Genomic DNA, 17,562 nt, shown 5'->3' with positions numbered 1-17,562 from the left:
CCCCATGAAAACCGTCCCGACGTACTCCCTCTATGGGGTCAACTCCAACGAGCCCCTGCTGGAACAGCTGCATTTCGAGTCGATCCCGGAGCGCAGCGGCGTCAACGACTGGGAAATCAAGCCCCACCGCCACGAACGATTCTTCCAGGTGCTCTACGTGCACCAGGGCGGCGGCCGCGCGCTGCTTGACGACCGCGAGTACCCCTTGGGCGCGCGTACCGTGGTAACGGTGCCGCCGCGTTGCGTGCATGGTTTTCGGTTTACGCCGGACGTGGATGGCATCGTCATTACCATGACCGACCACTACCTGCACACGCTGCTGGCTGGCGTGCCGGATGCGCTACCGCTGTTCGAGCGGCCCTACCATGACCCGTTCGGTGACCCGGCCGGCAGCGAGCGCGATGACGCCACCGTGCTTGCCGGGGCGCTGGAACTGTTCCGTGCGGAGATGAACGCGGTATCGCTGTGGCGCGGTGCTGCCTTGTCGGCTCTGCTGTCCTTGTTGCTGGTTGGCATTGCCCGGCGCGCTTGCGGCGCGGGTGCAACCGGGGCGCAGCCGGCGGGCAGGACCGCACGCCATTTTCAGCAGTTCCAGCAACTGGTAGAGGCGCGTTTCCGGAACCACCAGGATCTGGCGGGCTATGCCGGCACGCTCGGCATCTCGCCCACCCAGCTCAACCGGATCTGCCAGCAGCTTGCCGGCAGGAGCGCGCTGCAGCTGATCCATTCGCGCCTGATCGTGGAGGCGCAGCGCGACCTGCTCTATAGCGATCTCGACATCAAGCAGATCGCCTCGACGCTGGGCTTTGCGGACGCCGCGTATTTCGCGCGCTTCTTTGCCAAGCATGTCGGGCAGACGCCCAGTGCCTTTCGGCAGCATGGGCGGGCGCGCCTGCCGGCGCCGCAAGCCGCGCGCTAGCGCAGTGCTTTACAATGAGAAACTGTCGGAACGCGCCAGCGGCCAGTACTTCTCGTACAACTGGTAGCGGAAATTCCCGTTGATCAGGTCCCCCGGCGAGAGGAACTTGAGCAGCTCGGACATCAGCCGCACTTCGTTGGGCGAGATGCGCCGCACGATATGGTGCGGCTTGAGCTCGCCCGGATGACGCAGGCCCGCTGCCTGCAGGATTTCCAGCAGCGCATGCAGCGTCTGGCGGTGGAAGCTGGCTACGCGATCGGCTTTGTCAGGCACCACGATGGCGCGCTGGCGCACCGGATCCTGCGTGGCCACGCCCACGGGGCAGCGGTCGGTATGGCACTTCTGCGCCTGCACGCACCCGAGCGCGAACATGAAGCCGCGCGCCGAGTTGCACCAGTCGGCGCCGGTGGCCAGCGTGCGCGCCACGTCAAAGGCAGTGATGATCTTGCCACTCGCGCCGACGCGGATCTTGTCGCGCAGGTTCACGCCCACCAGCGTGTTGTGCACCAGCAGCAGCCCTTCCTGCAGCGGCACGCCGATATGGTCGACGAACTCCAGCGGCGCCGCGCCGGTGCCGCCTTCGGCGCCATCCACCACGATGAAGTCCGGCAGGATGCCGGATTCCAGCATGGCTTTGACGATGCCGAAGAATTCCCACGGGTGCCCGATGCAAAGCTTGAACCCGGTCGGCTTGCCGCCGGACAGCGTGCGCAGCCGGTCGACGAACTGCAGCAGGCCCAGCGGCGTGGAGAATTCGCTGTGCGTGGCCGGCGAGATGCAGTCCTCGCCCATGCCGATACCGCGCGTGGCGGCAATCTCCGGCGTCACCTTGGCCGCCGGCAGCACGCCGCCGTGGCCCGGCTTGGCGCCTTGCGAGAGCTTGACCTCGATCATCTTGACCTGCGGCGAGCGCGCCTGCTCGGCGAACTTGTCGGGATCGAAGCCACCGTCCGGGCGGCGGCAGCCGAAGTAGCCGGACGCCACCTCCCAGATCAGGTCGCCGCCTTCGGCACGGTGATACGGCGAGATGGAGCCTTCGCCGGTATCGTGGATAAAACCGCCGAGCTTGGCGCCACGGTTGAGCGAGCGGATCGCATTGCCGGACAACGCGCCAAAGCTCATGGCCGAGACGTTGAAGATCGACAGCGAGTAAGGCTGCGCACGGCCCTCGCCAACGGTTATGCGAAAGTCAGCGCTGGGGATGCGGGTGGGCGCAAGCGAGTGGCTGATCCACTCGTGGCCCGCCAGGCGCACATCGATCTCGGTGCCGAAGGGCCGGCTATCGACCTCGTTCTTGGCACGCTGGTAGACCAGGCTGCGCTGCTGGCGCGAGAACGGCATCTCGTTGGTGTCGTCCTCGATGAAATACTGGCGGATCTCCGGGCGGATGAACTCGAAGAAGAAGCGCAGGTGGCCCCAAATCGGATAGTTGCGCAGGATGGAGTGGCGCGACTGGCCGATGTCATGCAAGCCAACCAGCAGCAGCACAACGGGCACGGCCAGCCATGCCGGGGAAAGCCTGTGACCAGCGGCAAACGCCGCAAGGACCAGCAAAGCAAGCGCGGTCAGCCAGACCGCGCCGTAACGACGAGAAAGCATGGGGACTCCTAAGAGGCCATTTCAAAAAGATTCTGGCGTCGTTGCGCGGCCTTGGCCGTACCACTTGTACTGTCTGCGGCCGCGCGCCTAGCCAGAACCGCTTCGCTTCATTTTGAAACGGCCTCTAACTACTTTAGGCCGGCACTTGGCCGGCGACCCCGCGATTATCGCCGTTCCTCGTTACATCGGCTGATACCCGGCTGTTGCGCCCTGCCCGGCGCGCGCCTCCGCCGGCCGCTGCGGGGCTTCGTCAGCCTGTACCGCGGCGACGATCTGCGCAAAGGCGGCATTGGATTCCGGCATTGGCAACAGCATCCACACGTGGAACATGCCCTCGTATTCGTAATAGCGCAGCGGCAAGCCCTGTTCCTGCGCAAGCGCGCGATAAGCGCGGCAGTCCGGCAGCAGGACGTCGTGGGTGCCGATGAACAGCGTGACCGGAGGCAAGCCGCGCAGGCTGCCGTAGATGGGGCTGACCTGTGCAAGCGTGACAGGATCGCCGCCGGCATAGACGCGCCCGCACTCGATGCCGCCGAGCTTCGACAGCATCGGATCGAGCGGTTCGAGCACATCGATGGCCGGGTTGCTGCCAGTGGCATCCAGGAACGGCGACAGCAAGACCAGGCGGCCTGGCAGCGCGCGTCCGGTATCCCGTGCCACTTGCGCCAGCGCGAGCGCCATGCCGCCGCCGGCGGAGTCGCCCATGACGGTCAGGCTGGCGGGAGGATTGCCGCGGACCAACTGGTCGTAGAGCGGCAGCAGGCCGGCAAAGACTTCACGATGGGTATGCTCGGGCGCCAGCGGATAGATCGGCACGGTCACGGTGGCGCCGAGCGCGTCCACCAGCTTGCCGATGAAATCCCAGTGCTGGCTGACGATATCGAAGACGTAGCCGCCGCCATGGAGATAGAGGATTTGCCTGCCGCTGTCGTTGCCCCGCGGGCGCACGGTGTAGACCTCGACGCCAGCCACAGGTTCCATGCTCACCGCGTGACGCGCCAGCAAGCGCGCCGTGGGATTCGCGCGGCCAATCTTGCGGCGGCGGCGAATTTCCTCGTGCAGCGCCTGCGCGCTGGAAAAACGCTGTTTGCGCCGGACCAGGCGCAAGGCAAGCCGCCACAGGCGGCACTGGATGCTAGGCATGACGATCTCCCGGAATGGTGCGCCGGCTTCATTGGCGGCCGGCTGAAGAACGACGGAAACTACCAAAACAGCGGGGGAAGCAGGAAAAGCTGGCGCGACAGGCACGGCTGCCCATTCGCCGGATACAAAAAAGGAGCCGGCTAGCGGCTCCTTTTCAAGCTGGAAACAGGGCCCCTGTCAGGCGGCAGCTGCGTCCTTCAGCTTCTTCAGCGGGCGTACCTTGACCTTGACGCTGGCCGGCTTGGCCGGGAACCAACGCTCTTCACCGGAGAACGGGTCCTTGCCGAAGCGCTTCTTCTTGGCCGGTACTTGCTGAGCCGTGACCTTCATCAGGCCGGGCAGCGTGAATTCGCCGGCGCCCTTCTTGTGCAGCGCGCTGACGATGGTGTTTTCCAGATGGGCCAGCACCGTCTTCACGGCCTTGGCTTCCAGCTGGGTCTGTGCTACCAGGTGAGCGACCAGGCTCGACTTGTTGAAGGTGTCCTTCAGCGGGCGCGGGGTCACCGCGGCAGCCGGAGCAGCCTTCTTGGCCGGCGCGGCCTTCTTGGCAGCAGCCTTTACAGGAGCGGCTTTGGTTGCCGGTGCCTTCTTGGCAGCGGTCTTGGTTGCAGTCTTCGCGGTCGGATTCGCTTTGGTCGCCATATCGATAAATATGAGTTGAACAGAATGATGTCGCACGGGATGTGGCATCCGATGTCGCTCGACGCTTCGTCGATCGACTATCGGCGTGCGGCAACGACTGAATCATAGCGGAAACAACGCAACGTCAAGGGGTTTTCGTGTGTGCGAGTGTAAAAACCGGGGTTTTCCCCGGGGTTTTTTGAGGTTTTGTCTCGCGCGACCTGCCGTTGTGTCGCGCGGACGCAGCAGTGGATGCGTCCGCGGACTCTATATACAAGGGGTAAACGCGTGATTTCGTCTTTTTTGCCACGCCGGATGCCGCGCGCGCGCCGACGATTTCAGCCGCCTTCTTGCGCGCACGGCCCCCTCAGCCGCGCAGCTCGCGCCGCAGGATCTTGCCCGTCACCGTCTTCGGCAGCTCGTCGATGATCTCCACCACGCGCGGGTATTTATAGGCTGCCATGCGCTCCTTGCACCAGGCCAGCAGCGCTTGCGGCGTGACGCTGGCCTGCGGTTTCAGGCTGACCACGGCCTTCACCGTCTCGCCGCGATAGGCGTCGGGTATGCCCACCACGGCCGCCTCGCGCACCGCGGGGTGCGTATACAAGACGTCTTCCACCTCGCGCGGCCAGACCTTGTAGCCGGCGGCGACGATCATGTCCTTCTTGCGGTCGACGAGGTAGAACCAGCCTTGCGCGTCCATGAAACCAACATCGCCCGTGTGGAAATAGCCGCCCGCCATGGCCTTTGCCGTCTCTTCCGGCTTGTTCCAGTAGCCCGGCACGATCATCGGCCCGCGCGAAATGATCTCACCGACCTCGCCCACCGGCACCGGCGCGCCCGCATCGTCGCCGATGAAGGCGTCGACATTGAAGGCGGGCACGCCGATCGCCAACGTGCCGGAGGCCGGGTCCACCGGCGCCTCCCGGCCCAGCGGCACCACGTGGGTGGGCGAGTTGGTCTCGGTCAGGCCGTAGCCGTTGTGAATATAGTGTCCAAACTTGGCGCGGAACTGCTCCACCACGCTCGGCGGGATCGGTGCGCCGCCCGAGTAGATCTTGCCCAGCGTGGCGAAATGCGCGCGGGTCGCCTCGGGATGGTTCATCAGCGCGATGAAGACCGTGATCGAGCCGATGGTGAACTCGACCCGCCGGTCGCGGATGGCCTCCAGAATCACGCCCGGCTCGAAACGGCAGGCCAGCACCAGCGGCGCGGCGCAGATGAACGCCGCGGCCACATGGCCCACCAGTCCGGTGATATGAAAGAGCGGCGCCACGCCCAGGATCGGGCCGCCCTGCGCCAAGCCGATCCAGTCGCGGTACACCTGCGCATTGAAAGCAACATTGCCATGGGTGTTCATCGCGCCCTTGGGCACGCCGGTGGTGCCGGAGGTGTACACCAGCATCGCGATATCGTCTGCCGCAAGCTTGACCGGCGCCGGGCGCTGGCCCAGGTACTCTTGCACCAGCGCCAGCAGATCGGGCACGCCCTCGGCGGGCTGGCGCCGCGTCGCGGCAAACAGGCGCGGATCGGCACGCGTCTGGAAATCCAGCTCAGACGTGGTGATCACCGCGGGCAGCGCAAGGGGCGCGGCAGCGTCGCCCTGGCCGCGCCGCTCGGCGTCGAACAGCCCGCTCACCACATCGGCATAGAGCGATTCGTGGCAGATCAGTACTTTCGCGCCGGAGTCGGCCAGCACCAGGCGCAGTTCGCGTGCGCGGTTCATCGGGTTGACCGGCACCGCGATGGCGCCGAGCTTCCAGGCGGCAACCAGCCCGATGACGAACTGCGGCACGTTCTGCAGGTACAGCGCAACCCGCTCGCCGCGCGTGCAGCCGCGCGATGATAGCGCTACCGCGAGCGCGTCCGAGAGCGCATCCACCTCGGCATAGCTGAGCGTGGCGTCGAAGTAGTGGATTGCCGGACTGGCGGGCGCGCGGTCCGCGGCGGCCCGAAAAATGGATAATGCGTCGGTAAATTGCGGGGTGATGGTGTGCGGCTGGCCGGCGTTGTAGCTGGAGAGCCAGGGCTTCTCTTCATAGGGCGTCATGAGGCACCTCGATAGGCACGGCGGGTAGTGTCAAGCATAATGCTTGGCCGAAACGAAGCTGGCGCCGCACAGTGCAAGAGGCCATTGAGGCTTCTCCACCGGACGGCGCCGTGGGCAGGCTTTCTGCCTGGCTTACTTGATGACCACCGGGTTGACCGGCGCGCCGCTGCCGTTCACTACCTTGAGCGGTGCTGCCGTATACAGGAAGCTCCACTGCTGATCGTCCGCGCAGTCCGCGGCGAGCGGGTCCAGCTGGGCGATCTCGGTCAGGGCGACGCCCAGGTTGCGCATCAGCGCATTGTGCAGCGGCAAGGCAACGCCCGAGACCGGGTCCACGGTCACCTCGTTGGCAATCGTGTCGGTGACGAGGTTGGGGATCTCCATGCGATGGAACCACTCGACCAGTTCCGGGCTGTAGGTCAAGCCCGGCTCGACGAACTCACGATAAAACTCAGCCTGGTCGCGCTTGTAGAAGGAGCCGATCCAGCCGGTGCGGATCACCAGGATGTCGTGCTTCTCGATGCGCACGCCCTGCATCTCGGCGGCGGCGAGCAAGTCCAGGTGGGTGAAGGTCTCGCCCGGGGCGAGCACGTCCTTGCCGCGGTGGCGCGCCATGTCGATCAGCACGCCGCGCCCGACCACGCCGCGCTCCGCGATCGGCAGGACGCTGGCTTTTTCCAGGCCGCCGATGGTGGATTTGGCGTCGTAGCCGTTCCACAGCTGATCACCGTACCAGACATGGCCCAGGGCGTCGTACTGGGTCGAGCCCTGCAGGTACATGATCATCATGTCGTCGGCGTACTCGGCCTCGCCGGGGAACTTCGGGCCCTTGCCGCAAAGATAATGGCCCTTGTCCATCACGTTGAGGCGGCGCGCCTGCGAACGCCCGGGCCAGACCGGGTCGCCGGCGGGGTTTCCCATCTGGATCTGCAGGGTGAAGGTCTTGCCGGAGCGCACGGAAGCCACGCCGCGCAGCACCTGCGCCCGGGTGAGATAGTTCAGCGACCCGACCTCGTCATCCGGCCCCCATTTGCCCCAGTTCTTCGGCGCATCGCGCAACAACTCGGCTACCAGCGGGACGTTCTTCGATTCCATGCCATGTCTCCTTTTTGGATTGACCCTGAGGGATCGCACTGTGCCGGTCATGTCCGTGGCGCATGGTTGACCATGCGTGGAGAACATAAATAAGAACGGTCGTGCGTTTTATTGTGAATCGAGTGTAGGACCAGCCACGGGAGCATGTCCAGACATGGAAAACCCGCCGGGGGTTCCAGGGGCCAGCTTCAGCCGTCCAGCCCGAAGGCCAGCAACGGCCCGAGCACGATCATGGACGGGCCGCTGTCCATGTGCTTCCTTTCGTGCAGCGAGATCCTTCCACTCACGCGCATCCTGGAGGCGGTGTCGGCGCAATACACGGGCGATGTGATCGGCGTCAATCCGCGCGCTGATCCGCCGCGCCCATGGCATGTCCGCGCCCGAGCCGGCCTGCGGCCCGGTGCGCCTGAACGCGCGCACGGGCAGCAGGGGCTGCGAGCACGCGCGGGGCGCGCATCGACGCCGGCCCCGCGGCAGGCGAGCTGGCACGCCTGCACAGCGGCCGCGAGATCGATATCCAGGTGGATGGCAACGGGCACTTCGCCGGCGACCGCCAGGACCTGATCGAGATCCTCGGCAACCTGCTCGACAACGCCTGCCAATGGGCGCGCTCGCGCGTTCGCGTCAAGCTCGCGGAGCGCGGCGGCATGCTTGAGGTCACGGTCGAAGACGACGGGCCGGGCATGCAGGCCGAGGCCCGCGAGCTGGCCACGGCACGCTTTGGGCGGCTCGATGAGTCCGCTGCCGGCAGCGGACTGGGCCTGGCCATCGTCAGCGAGATGGCGGCCCTTTATGAGGGTGGGCTGGAGCTAGGCAACAGCGAACTGGGTGGATTGCTGGCTCGCCTGCGCCTGCCGGCTGGCCAGCCGTAAACCAAGAAAAGGCCGGTCGAGCCGGCCCCTTCTCTTTCTCCCGCTACCGCATCGCCCGCGTTAGCAGGCCGCCGTCATCTTGAAGATGCCTTGCGCATTGCCGGCATCGAACGACAGATCCAGCGTGCCGCCAGCGGCCTGCGTCGCGGGCACGAAATCGCGCGTGATGAACTCGTAGAACGAGCCCGGCACGCTACGCTTGACCACCACGCCGTCGGCGCCGACAAACCCGCGCTCCACCGGATCGGCCTTGAATGCCGTCTGCAGGACCCGCCCGGAGCGCGACACTTCCACCGAATCCTTGATCGGGCGGCCCAGGCTGCGCTGCGCGTCCGCCACGGCACGCACATCCGCCACGCGGTCGGTGGCGTGGTTGAAGGCATTGCCCTCGGTGGAAATCCAGGCCATCTCGGCCGATTCCTTCAGCAGCAATTCATAGTCGGCCAGGGCCGGCTCGGCATGTTGGCGGGCAAAGCAGGCTGCCAGTTGTGGCACCAGGCGCGCCGCATCGGCCATCGGCAGGCTCGCATCGCGCTCCAGCAGGGCCAGTTGCGCGACGGCTTCGTCGCCGAGCGGATCGACGGACTTCGACACCACGCGTGACACGGCAGACTGGAAGCCGGCACTGAAACGCTCGGGATGCAACTCGCTCAGGAAGTACTGGGCGATGTCGTCAGGCAGGTCGGCATGCGTGTAGGAGCGGCCGGTCATGCCAATGCGCTCAAGCGGATAGGTGCCGTTGAGGCGGTAGCCCAGCGGGCCCAGGATGCGCGTGAAGGCGATCTCGCCCGAGGGCAGGCTGCCGCAATCCCACTTCACCGTGCGCAGCGCGCCGTGGTCGAACACCACTTGCCCGCCCGCCTGGATCACGTCGCGGGTATAGGCCATGCCGGTCGGCACGCGCTCGAGAATGCCGGCGAACAGCACCATATTGAGCGCCTGTGCCACTTCGGCACGGCTGGCCTGTTCGCTGGCAGAAGACAGCAGTTGCGGGGAAACATTCATTAATTGCAGCAACTCAGCTGCCTGGGTTTCGCCACAAACGGTCTCGAGGAGGCGTTGCAGATTCGGCTTCGTCATGGTCAATACGCTGAAATGTGTTTGTTTTCGGGGGATGGCGGGGGCCGATGGCCTCCGGATGGGCTTATTGTGCGACTGCGGGAGAGTTCGTACAATTGATAACTTCGCACCAACTTCCTTCCAAAAACGCACTATGCGCAAGGGCATACCCAGCCTCACGGCACTCCAGATGTTCGAGGCCGCGGCGCGCCTGGGCAGCTTTACCCGCGCCGCCGACGAGCTGGCGGTGACGGAGAGCGCGGTTTGCAGGCAGATCGCAGGGCTGGAAGCCCGGCTTGGCGTGCCGCTGTTCCACCGCATCCGCAAGCGCATCGTGCTAACGCCGGCTGGCGGGACCTATGCCGAAGAAGTGCGCGAGCGGCTCGACCAGATCGAGCAGGTGACGCTGGATGTGATGACCCAGCGTCCGCGCGGGCGCGCTATCGAATTGGCCATCGGCCCCACCTTTGCCAGCCAGTGGCTGATCCCGCGCCTGCCGCTGCTGGCGCGCGCCCTGCCCGATCTCACGCTGCATCTCTCGGCGCGCACCGAGGCATTCGAGCTCAGTGATACCGCGTTCGACGCGGCTATCTATTACGGCGAAGGGCTGTGGCCGGGTACGCAGGGCGAGCGCATCCTGCAGGAAGGCCCGTCGGTGCCGGTGTGCAGCCCCGCGCTGCTGGGGCGCCGCAAGCGCCTGGACCTGGATCAGCTGCTGGAATTGCCGCTGCTGCACCTGAACACCCGCTTGCGCGCCTGGAGCGACTGGCTCGCCGCCGCGGGCGCGGCACTGCCGGCACAGGCCTTGCGCGGCCCGCGCTATGACCTCTACACCATGCTGGCGCAGGCGGCCGCCGCCGGCATCGGCGTGGCGCTGATTCCACGCATTCTGATTACCGAGGAACTGGCGCAGGGGCGGCTGGTGGTGCCACTAGCCACGCTGCCGGCGCAGATCGACAATCGCAAGGCCTATTACTTCGTCCACCGGCGCGGCCTGCCTGCCGACGACAAGGTCTTGCAACTGCGCGACTGGCTGCTGGAACACGGCGCGGAACACCGCGCCTAGAAGGCAGGCGCGCCGATGGTCAATGCGCGTGGGCGCTGACAGCCTCGCGGGTGTCCCGCGCCAGGCCCATTGCGAAGGCCACTTCGGCTACCAGGAAGAGCGGCCCGACCAGAAGCCCGGCCAGGTCATCCACAAACGCAGGCTTGCGGCCTTCGTAATAGTGCCCGACAAACTGGATAAGCCAGCCCGCCACGAACAGGCCGATACCCCAAGCCAGCCATGCGCCGGTGGACAGCGCAGCGATGGCGCCGCCGGCGTAGACAAAGCCAGCCAGGATCACCGTCATCGCCAGCCCGAACCCTGCCGACAGGCGCAGGTAGAACAGGCAGGACAGACCATAAACGACCATTGCCGGCGTCAGGTACGCCGGACCGGCATCAAGCGGCATGGCCGGGCGGCCCAGCAGTGTGGTCACGGCCAGCACGATCATGGGGATGCCGATGAAATGGCTGAACACATTGCGCGCGTCGCGGTGATAGGCTGCGTAGTTAGCCAGGTGGTCGATCAGTGTCTTCACAGGGTCTCCTGCCGGGGCGTCGTCGTCGTCGCGTATTTGTGTCGCGTGTTTGTGTCCGCGTACTGCGGCTACGCGTCGTGGCCGTATATTAATAGGCACCAAGAAGTCCGTCTGTCCGGTTTTTGACAGTCGGCAAGAGCATCGATCAAGGAGACCATCATGCGCCTGGCAACCCGTGGCCAGCAGGAGCCGGCCCTGGATCCGCTGCGCGCCTTGCGCGGCGGGAGCTGGTTTAGTGCCTTGCCGGCGGCCATGCAAGACACCCTGCTGCGGGACGCGGCCACGCGCAAGCTGGCCGCCGGCCAGATGCTGTTTACCCGCGGCAACGCCTTTGACGGCATCTACGGCGTGATTGCCGGCACGGTGCAGGTCGACACCCACAGCGAGTCTGGCAAGGCCGCCTTGATCGGCCTGCTGGGGCCGGGCAGCTGGTTTGGCGAGATCTGCCTGTTCGACGGGCTGGCGCGCACGCACGACGCCCGTGCCACCAGCGCGGCCACCGTGCTGCACCTGCAGCGCGACAAGCTCTACGCGATGCTGTCGGCGCATCCCGAATGGTGGCGCGAGTTCGGCAAGCTGCTCGCCGCCAAGACGCGCGAGGCCTTTCATTATGTGGAAGAGGCGCAGTTGCTGCCGCCGCTGGCGCGCACCGGCCGCCGGCTGGTGGCCATTGCCCAGGCCTACGGCGACCTGCCCGGGCTGGAGCGCCGCTCCGTGCATATCCCGCAGGAACAACTCGGGCAGATGCTGGGGCTGTCGCGCCAGACGGTCAACCAGGCCCTGCGCGAGCTCGAAGCGCGCGGGCTGTTGCGGCTGCACTATGCCGACATCGAGTTGATCGACCTGCCGGCCTTGCTGGCGCTGAGCTGACAGCGCCGCGTGCCCGATCCCTGCAAACCTGCGCTGGCAGCGCAAGCCAGACATTCATCGCCATGACCTATCTAGACGACACCCGCCTGCAAGCCTATCTCCGCCGCATCGGCCATCCGGTGCCGAGCCAGCCGGACCTCGCCACGCTCGACAGCCTGATCGCGGCGCAACTGGCGCGGATTCCCTTTGAAAACGTCGACGTGTTGCTGCAGCGCCCGATCAAGATCGGCCTGGATGCGGTGTTCGACAAGCTGGTCGCCAACGCACGCGGCGGCTACTGCTTCGAGCAAAACACCTTGCTTGCCGCCGCGCTGCGTGCGCTTGGCTACGTGGTCACGCCGCTGGCTGCGCGGGTGCGCTGGAACGTGCCCGAAGCTGTGCCCACCATGCAATCGCACATGCTGCTGCGCGTGGAGGCCGCACACCGGAGCTATATCGTGGACGTGGGCTTTGGCGGCCCTACGCCGTATCGCGCCATGGCGCTGCCGCAGGCGGAGCAAGCCGATCCGTCGTTCCCGTATCGCCTGTCCTGCGTGGCGACGACAGGCGCGGCCTTTCATGTGTACGACCTGGAGGTCAAAACCGCTAGCGCGTGGTGCAAGCTCTACCAGTTCGATCTTTCGCCGCAGCAGGCCATCGATTTCGAGCCGCGCAACTGGTACACCTCGACCCATCCCGACAGCCTGTTCCGCAACGCCCTGACCCTGGCGCGCACGCAAGGCGACACCCGGCTGACGCTGATCAACGGCGACTTTGCCGTGCGCGCGGCCGATGGCAGCGTGCAGCGCCAGCAACTGGAGACGCCGGCTGCCATTGTCCAAGCGCTGGGGGATCGCTTCGGGCTGGCGCTGGATCTTGCCAGCGAAGCGCAATTGGCCCAGCTATTGCCCACGCTGATCAAGGCGCGCGGCAACGGATAGGCGTTCGCTTCACCAGGGTTCGGGCAGCAGTTCGAGCCCGGCGGCCCCAAGCAGCGCCGGCAGCCCCGCGTCGCCCACCATGTGCAGGGCACCGGCCACGATCAGGGTTGGCACGCGATCCGCGACCAGCGCCTGGATTTTCGGCATCCATTGCTGGTTGCGTGCGTCGACGAGGACGGCCAGCGTGTCCGGCCATTGCGCGCGGCGCTGCGCTAGCAGCGCGCCAAACGGCCCGGCCTGCCCTTGCCGCCACCAGCGCACCATATCCGCCGGCTCCGCCGCGGCCAGTTCCGGCTGCTCGGCAAAGAATGCCAGCATCGATACCTGCTCGGCCAGCGGCACGCATTGCAACATCCGCAGCGCCTCGGTGCCATCCTCCAGCGCATCCGTTGCCCGTCCATCGACAGCGGCGCGCGCCCACAAGAACCGATCGACACCATGCTGCGCCAGGATGCCGTGCCTGGCGGCCACCGCGAACTGCAGATGCATCGCAGCGAACACGGGGCGCAGCCGCTCCAGCTCGGGGCCGGGCAAGCCGAAATCCAGCCAAAGCGCCCGCACCTGTTCAAGCGTAGCCGGCGGCAGATGGCGGCTAAGACTGTCGCCCTGCGGGAAATACGCCGGCGCGAAATCCGGTGCCTGGTCCAGCGCCACCTCGAAGACCACCCGCGCCGAAGCCCGGTAGGCGCGCTCCGCGGCCGGCACCAGTGCAGGCAACGGCGCATCCAGCACGTGGATCGCCCCCAGCAGGTAGACCTCGGTATCCTTGATTTGCCAAAGCATGAAACGCTTTCCTCGTCCTTTGTGGCCTGTTGCAGCCTGTTATGACCTGCTCGCCGTTTGTGGGTGCGGACATCATGCCGCTATCTTGCCGACGTCATGCACCGAATGCATTGCCAACAGAAAATTCTCTGATAAGCCGGGCCGGCCGCCGATTTGCTTGTGGACTGAGCCATGCCTCCCAACCATAATGTACCGGCCGGTAGCACTATGGCACCGACAAGCCCCTGCATGATCCGCTGTGCAGAACACGCCGGGCCGTGCTGCCAAGATGCAGATTCACCAGCGCCTTTCAAAGATCATCTTAAAGATCATCTGGCCTCGCCCCGCGAGGACCAGGACACCAGGAGACACGCATGTCATTGTTCGACCTGACCGGCAAGGTTGCCGTCGTCACCGGCTCTTCACGCGGCATCGGCCGCGCCATCGCTGAGCAGATGGCGGTGCAAGGAGCCAAAGTGGTGATTTCCTCGCGCAAGGCCGAGGCCTGCCAGGAAGTCGTCGATGCCATCAATGCCAGGCATGGCGCCGGCACCGCGATTGCCGTGCCCGCAAATATCTCCTCCAAGGAAGACCTGCAGCGCCTGGTCGACCAGACCAACAGCACGTTCGGCAAGATCGACGTACTGGTCTGCAACGCGGCGTCCAACCCCTATTACGGCCCGATGAGCGGCGTGACCGACGAACAGTTCCGCAAGGTCCTGGACAACAACGTCATCTCCAACCACTGGCTGATCCAGATGGTGGCCCCGCAGATGCTTGAGCGCAAGGACGGCTCGATCATCATCGTGTCGTCCATCGGTGGCCTGCGCGGCTCGCCCACCATCGGCGTGTACAACGTGTCGAAGGCGGCCGACTTCCAGCTGGCGCGTAACCTGGCGGTGGAGTTCGGCCCGAGCAACGTGCGCGTGAACTGCATCGCCCCCGGCCTGATCCGCACCGATTTCGCCAAGGCGCTCTGGGAGGATCCGGAGCGCTACAAGCTGTCGACGCAAGGCGCGCCCCTGCGCCGCATCGGCGAGCCGGTGGAGATTGCCGGCGCCGCGGTGTTCCTGGCCTCCTCGGCCAGTACCTTCATGACCGGCCAGGCCATGGTGGTGGACGGCGGCGTCACGATCTGAGCCGCGCCACGCTCGCTGTTCCCGTTCCGGGCTCGCTCCCGGCCTCAGGTCCAATGCCCGAGGCCTGAGGCCTGAGCCGGGGCACTTCGTGCCCGCATGCAGCGCCCGCTTCACCGCGCCGGCGCTGCATGCGGGCAGGCTTGCGCGCCGGCCTGCCAGAGCGTTGCCCATCCTGCCATGCAGTCAGGGAGGCACCGATGTCGAACAACCCGCAATCCGCTACGACCTGGCCGGCAATCAGCCTGGCCGAGGCCCATACCCGCCTTACCGCGCCCGGCGCCCCTTTCGAAACCGAAACGCGCGTGATCCGGGGCATTGCCACCGTCGTCTGGAAAAACGCGCCGCCCACGCTGCGCGACCTGTTCCTGCAAGCCCGCGCGTTGGGCGACAAGACCTTTGTCGTCTATGAGGACGAACGTGTCTCGTACGATGCGTTCGCCCGCGCCGCGCTCACCATCGCGCACGCGCTGATCCGAGATGGCGTGACCAAGGGCGACCGCGTGGCGCTGGCCATGCGCAACCTGCCGGAATGGCCGGCCGTCTTCTACGGCGCCTTGCTGACAGGCGCCATTGTCACGCCGCTCAACGCCTGGTGGACCGGGGCGGAACTGGAGTACGGCCTGGCCGACTCCGGCAGCAAGATCGCCATCGTTGACGATGAACGCCTGGGCCGCATCATCGAGCACCTGCCAGGCTGCCCCGCGCTGGAAAAAATCTACGTCAGCCGCGCCAATGCGCCAGCCAGCGACGCGCGCATCAGCCAGCTGGAGAGCCTGATCGGCACGCCGGACCAATGGGCATCACTGCCCGCACTGCCGGTACCCGTTGTGGCCATCGACGCCGACGACGACGCCACCATCTTTTATACGTCAGGCACCACCGGCAAGCCCAAGGGCGCGCTCGGCACCCACCGCAACGCCACCAATGTGGCCGTGGCCGCCGCGTTCAGCCCGATGCGCAATTGCCTGCGCCGCGGCGAGACGATTCCCGCGCCAGATCCGGGCGCGCCGCAAAAAGGCATGCTGCTATCGGTGCCGTTCTTTCACGTTACCGGTTGCATGGCGGTGCTCAACGGCGCGCTGGCCAGCGGCACCAAGATCGTGCTGATGCGCCGCTGGGACGCCGTGCGTGCCATGGGCCTGATCGAGCGCGAGCGTTGCACGGCTGCCGGCGGCGTGCCCACCATCGCCTGGCAGATCATCGAGCACCCGGAGCGCGAGCGCTTCGACCTGTCGTCGCTGGAAAACGTCAACTACGGTGGCGCGCCCGCTTCGGCCGAACTGGTGCGCCGCATCAAGGAAGTGTTCCCGCATTCGGCCCCCGGCATTGGCTGGGGCATGACCGAGACCTCGGCCACCTTCACCAGCCACAGTGCGGAGGAGTATGTGGAGCGCCCCGAAAGCGGCGGCCCGGCCTTGCCCATCGGCGAGATGAAGGTGGTGGACGGGCGCGGACACAGCTTGCCCACCGGCGAGACCGGCGAACTCATGGTGCGCGGCGCCAATGTGGTGCGCGGCTACTGGAACAAGCCGGAAGCCACCGCGCAAACATTCATCGACGGCTGGCTCAAGACCGGCGATATCGCGCGGCTGGACGAGGAAGGCTTTGTCTATATTGTCGACCGCATGAAGGATATGTTGATCCGCGGCGGCGAGAACATCTACAGCATCGAGGTGGAAAGCGCGCTGTACGATCACCCCGCCATCATGGATGCGGCACTGGTCGGCATCCCCCACCGCACGCTGGGCGAAGAGCCCGCGGCCGTGGTCAGCCTGAAGCCCGGCGCGCAAGCCACCGAGGCGGAATTGCAGGCGTTCGTGGGCGAGCGGCTGGCGGCCTTCAAGGTGCCGGTGCGGATCGTGTTCTGCCCCGACATGCTGCCGCGCAATGCCAACGGCAAGATCCTGAAATCGACACTGCGCAAGATGTTCGACGCCTGAACCCGCGCGCTGGACAGGGTCAGGATCACCCAGGCGGCCGTGAACGGGAGCACCGCCGCTTGCTCGCCGGTACCACGCCGGTCCGACGGCGATCACGGGAACAACCAACAGATGCGGATGCAGATGCAAGCAAATTCATTCACCAGACCTTTCCTGCCCTCCGGCAAGCGGCTCGCGGGCTTGTCCGTGCTGGGCACTGCCTTGCTCCTCGCGGGCTGTGCCAGCCAGGGCCAGGGCAGCGCCGCTGCGCCGGTGCCGGAGATACGGCCGGGCATTCTCGCCGGCTACCTGCCGGCGGACGCACGGCCCGATAGCCTCGCCCTGGTGCCACCGCCGCCCGCGCCCGGCTCCGCGGCGCAAGCCCTGGACGACGAGACCGCGCGCGCCAACCAGGCCCAGCGAGGCACGGCACGCTACCGCCAGGCAGCCGTCGATGCCAACCTGAAATTCCCGCAGGCCGCGGGGGTTTTCTCGTGCGCGCTGGATGCGCCGATATCGCAGGAGCAAACACCCCGGCTCTACCTGCTGCTGCGCCGGACCCTGGCCGATGCGGGACTATCGACGTACGGCGTGAAGAACAAATATGCGCGCGCCCGGCCGTTCGTGGCCAACCAGCAGCCGAGTTGCACGCCCGCCGAGGAAGCCATGCTTTCCAAGGACGGCTCCTACCCTTCGGGGCATAACGCCATTGGCTGGGCGTGGGCGTTGATCCTGGCGGAAATCGCGCCGCAACAGTCCAATGTGATCCTGGCACGCGGGCTGGCCTATGGGCAAAGCCGGCTGGTCTGCAATGTGCATTGGCAAAGCGATGCGACGCAGGGCCGCATCATGGGCGCGGCTACCGTGGCGCGGCTGCATGCAGACCCCACCTTCCTCGCAGATCTTGCGGCAGCCAAAGCGGAAGTTGCGCAAGCCCGTGCCAACGGGCTGCGGCCGGCCGGCGACTGCCGCGCTGAAAGCGAGGCGCTGGCGATCAAATAGCTGGAGACG

At 66.1% G+C, this 17,562-nt stretch carries 16 protein-coding genes and 1 pseudogene; 9 read left to right on the top strand and 8 right to left on the bottom strand.

The genetic code is table 11. From position 1 onward, the window contains the following. The coding region (locus AC1RWI_RS15680; protein ID WP_492368571.1) for a helix-turn-helix domain-containing protein at window positions 1-919 on the top strand (919 nt) is incomplete at its 5' end. A gap of 9 nt (window positions 920-928) precedes the next feature. On the opposite strand, the gene AC1RWI_RS15675 is transcribed toward AC1RWI_RS15680, so the two are convergent. From AC1RWI_RS15675 to AC1RWI_RS15655, 5 genes are all read right to left on the bottom strand, one after another. Then, complete coding sequence (locus tag AC1RWI_RS15675; RefSeq protein ID WP_043355079.1) at window positions 929-2,518, bottom strand: FMN-binding glutamate synthase family protein; 1,590 nt, start codon at window positions 2,516-2,518, stop codon at window positions 929-931. A 180-nt stretch (window positions 2,519-2,698) separates the two neighbouring features. Continuing rightward, window positions 2,699-3,661, bottom strand: a complete 963-nt coding sequence (locus AC1RWI_RS15670) for an alpha/beta hydrolase fold domain-containing protein (protein WP_492867344.1) — start codon at window positions 3,659-3,661, stop codon at window positions 2,699-2,701. Window positions 3,662-3,838: 177 nt separating this feature from the next. Further along, window positions 3,839-4,303 (bottom strand): HU family DNA-binding protein, encoded by a 465-nt coding sequence (locus tag AC1RWI_RS15665; protein WP_043355077.1) that lies wholly within the window; start codon window positions 4,301-4,303, stop codon window positions 3,839-3,841. 346 nt (window positions 4,304-4,649) lie between these two features. Further along, window positions 4,650-6,332 (bottom strand): class I adenylate-forming enzyme family protein, encoded by a 1,683-nt coding sequence (locus AC1RWI_RS15660; RefSeq protein ID WP_043355074.1) that lies wholly within the window; start codon window positions 6,330-6,332, stop codon window positions 4,650-4,652. Window positions 6,333-6,464: 132 nt separating this feature from the next. After that, window positions 6,465-7,427: a cyclase family protein gene (locus AC1RWI_RS15655; protein ID WP_492867342.1), complete on the bottom strand. Its 963-nt coding sequence runs from the start codon at window positions 7,425-7,427 to the stop codon at window positions 6,465-6,467. 334 nt (window positions 7,428-7,761) lie between these two features. On the opposite strand from AC1RWI_RS15655, the pseudogene AC1RWI_RS15650 reads away from it, so the two are divergent. Both AC1RWI_RS15650 and AC1RWI_RS15645 read left to right on the top strand, forming a co-directional pair. Beyond that, window positions 7,762-7,851: pseudogene (locus AC1RWI_RS15650) on the top strand (DNA-binding response regulator); the annotation flags it as partial. A 97-nt stretch (window positions 7,852-7,948) separates the two neighbouring features. Continuing rightward, complete coding sequence (locus tag AC1RWI_RS15645; RefSeq protein ID WP_043355070.1) at window positions 7,949-8,299, top strand: ATP-binding protein; 351 nt, start codon at window positions 7,949-7,951, stop codon at window positions 8,297-8,299. 60 nt (window positions 8,300-8,359) lie between these two features. On the opposite strand, the gene AC1RWI_RS15640 is transcribed toward AC1RWI_RS15645, so the two are convergent. Further along, entirely contained in the window at window positions 8,360-9,379 is a 1,020-nt protein-coding gene (locus AC1RWI_RS15640; RefSeq protein ID WP_043355068.1) for a DUF1338 domain-containing protein, read from the bottom strand. 133 nt (window positions 9,380-9,512) lie between these two features. Between AC1RWI_RS15640 and AC1RWI_RS15635 the strand changes: the two genes are divergently transcribed. Beyond that, on the top strand, window positions 9,513-10,424 hold the full coding sequence (locus AC1RWI_RS15635) for a LysR substrate-binding domain-containing protein (RefSeq protein ID WP_492867339.1): 912 nt from the start codon (window positions 9,513-9,515) through the stop codon (window positions 10,422-10,424). A gap of 19 nt (window positions 10,425-10,443) precedes the next feature. On the opposite strand, the gene AC1RWI_RS15630 is transcribed toward AC1RWI_RS15635, so the two are convergent. Further along, complete coding sequence (locus AC1RWI_RS15630) at window positions 10,444-10,941, bottom strand: Mpo1 family 2-hydroxy fatty acid dioxygenase (protein WP_043355063.1); 498 nt, start codon at window positions 10,939-10,941, stop codon at window positions 10,444-10,446. A gap of 159 nt (window positions 10,942-11,100) precedes the next feature. Here AC1RWI_RS15630 and AC1RWI_RS15625 point away from each other — a divergent pair, with 159 nt between their 5' ends. Together AC1RWI_RS15625 and AC1RWI_RS15620 are read left to right on the top strand one after the other, a co-directional pair. Continuing rightward, window positions 11,101-11,811, top strand: a complete 711-nt coding sequence (locus AC1RWI_RS15625) for a Crp/Fnr family transcriptional regulator (protein WP_492867337.1) — start codon at window positions 11,101-11,103, stop codon at window positions 11,809-11,811. Window positions 11,812-11,873: 62 nt separating this feature from the next. Next, complete coding sequence (locus tag AC1RWI_RS15620; protein WP_492867335.1) at window positions 11,874-12,731, top strand: arylamine N-acetyltransferase family protein; 858 nt, start codon at window positions 11,874-11,876, stop codon at window positions 12,729-12,731. Between the two features lie 9 nt (window positions 12,732-12,740). Here the strand turns inward: AC1RWI_RS15620 and AC1RWI_RS15615 are convergent, their stop codons facing one another. Then, window positions 12,741-13,514 carry a TraB/GumN family protein gene (locus AC1RWI_RS15615; RefSeq protein WP_043355056.1) on the bottom strand — a complete coding sequence of 258 codons (774 nt, stop codon included), beginning with the start codon at window positions 13,512-13,514 and terminating at the stop codon, window positions 12,741-12,743. A 353-nt stretch (window positions 13,515-13,867) separates the two neighbouring features. Here AC1RWI_RS15615 and AC1RWI_RS15610 point away from each other — a divergent pair, with 353 nt between their 5' ends. From AC1RWI_RS15610 to AC1RWI_RS15600, 3 genes are all read left to right on the top strand, one after another. Then, window positions 13,868-14,632, top strand: coding sequence for an SDR family oxidoreductase (locus AC1RWI_RS15610; RefSeq protein ID WP_043355055.1), 765 nt, complete (start codon window positions 13,868-13,870; stop codon window positions 14,630-14,632). Window positions 14,633-14,829: 197 nt separating this feature from the next. Then, entirely contained in the window at window positions 14,830-16,572 is a 1,743-nt protein-coding gene (locus AC1RWI_RS15605; RefSeq protein WP_492867332.1) for a class I adenylate-forming enzyme family protein, read from the top strand. 123 nt (window positions 16,573-16,695) lie between these two features. Then, window positions 16,696-17,553 (top strand): acid phosphatase, encoded by an 858-nt coding sequence (locus tag AC1RWI_RS15600; protein WP_492867330.1) that lies wholly within the window; start codon window positions 16,696-16,698, stop codon window positions 17,551-17,553. Window positions 17,554-17,562 lie beyond the last annotated feature (9 nt).

This window comes from Cupriavidus sp. MPR-AND1C (assembly GCF_058809705.1).
The sequence above is the reverse complement of the archived record's forward strand: the minus strand, read 5'-3'. Positions and strand labels throughout refer to the sequence as shown.

Coding starts and splice junctions, on each gene's coding strand:
- AC1RWI_RS15675 (WP_043355079.1), bottom strand. CDS start 2,518: ATGCTTTCTCGTCGTTACGGCGCGGTCTGGCTGACCGCGCTTGCTTTG.
- AC1RWI_RS15670 (WP_492867344.1), bottom strand. CDS start 3,661: ATGCCTAGCATCCAGTGCCGCCTGTGGCGGCTTGCCTTGCGCCTGGTC.
- AC1RWI_RS15665 (WP_043355077.1), bottom strand. CDS start 4,303: ATGGCGACCAAAGCGAATCCGACCGCGAAGACTGCAACCAAGACCGCT.
- AC1RWI_RS15660 (WP_043355074.1), bottom strand. CDS start 6,332: ATGACGCCCTATGAAGAGAAGCCCTGGCTCTCCAGCTACAACGCCGGC.
- AC1RWI_RS15655 (WP_492867342.1), bottom strand. CDS start 7,427: ATGGAATCGAAGAACGTCCCGCTGGTAGCCGAGTTGTTGCGCGATGCG.
- AC1RWI_RS15640 (WP_043355068.1), bottom strand. CDS start 9,379: ATGACGAAGCCGAATCTGCAACGCCTCCTCGAGACCGTTTGTGGCGAA.
- AC1RWI_RS15635 (WP_492867339.1), top strand. CDS start 9,513: ATGCGCAAGGGCATACCCAGCCTCACGGCACTCCAGATGTTCGAGGCC.
- AC1RWI_RS15625 (WP_492867337.1), top strand. CDS start 11,101: ATGCGCCTGGCAACCCGTGGCCAGCAGGAGCCGGCCCTGGATCCGCTG.
- AC1RWI_RS15620 (WP_492867335.1), top strand. CDS start 11,874: ATGACCTATCTAGACGACACCCGCCTGCAAGCCTATCTCCGCCGCATC.
- AC1RWI_RS15615 (WP_043355056.1), bottom strand. CDS start 13,514: ATGCTTTGGCAAATCAAGGATACCGAGGTCTACCTGCTGGGGGCGATC.
- AC1RWI_RS15610 (WP_043355055.1), top strand. CDS start 13,868: ATGTCATTGTTCGACCTGACCGGCAAGGTTGCCGTCGTCACCGGCTCT.
- AC1RWI_RS15605 (WP_492867332.1), top strand. CDS start 14,830: ATGTCGAACAACCCGCAATCCGCTACGACCTGGCCGGCAATCAGCCTG.
- AC1RWI_RS15600 (WP_492867330.1), top strand. CDS start 16,696: ATGCAAGCAAATTCATTCACCAGACCTTTCCTGCCCTCCGGCAAGCGG.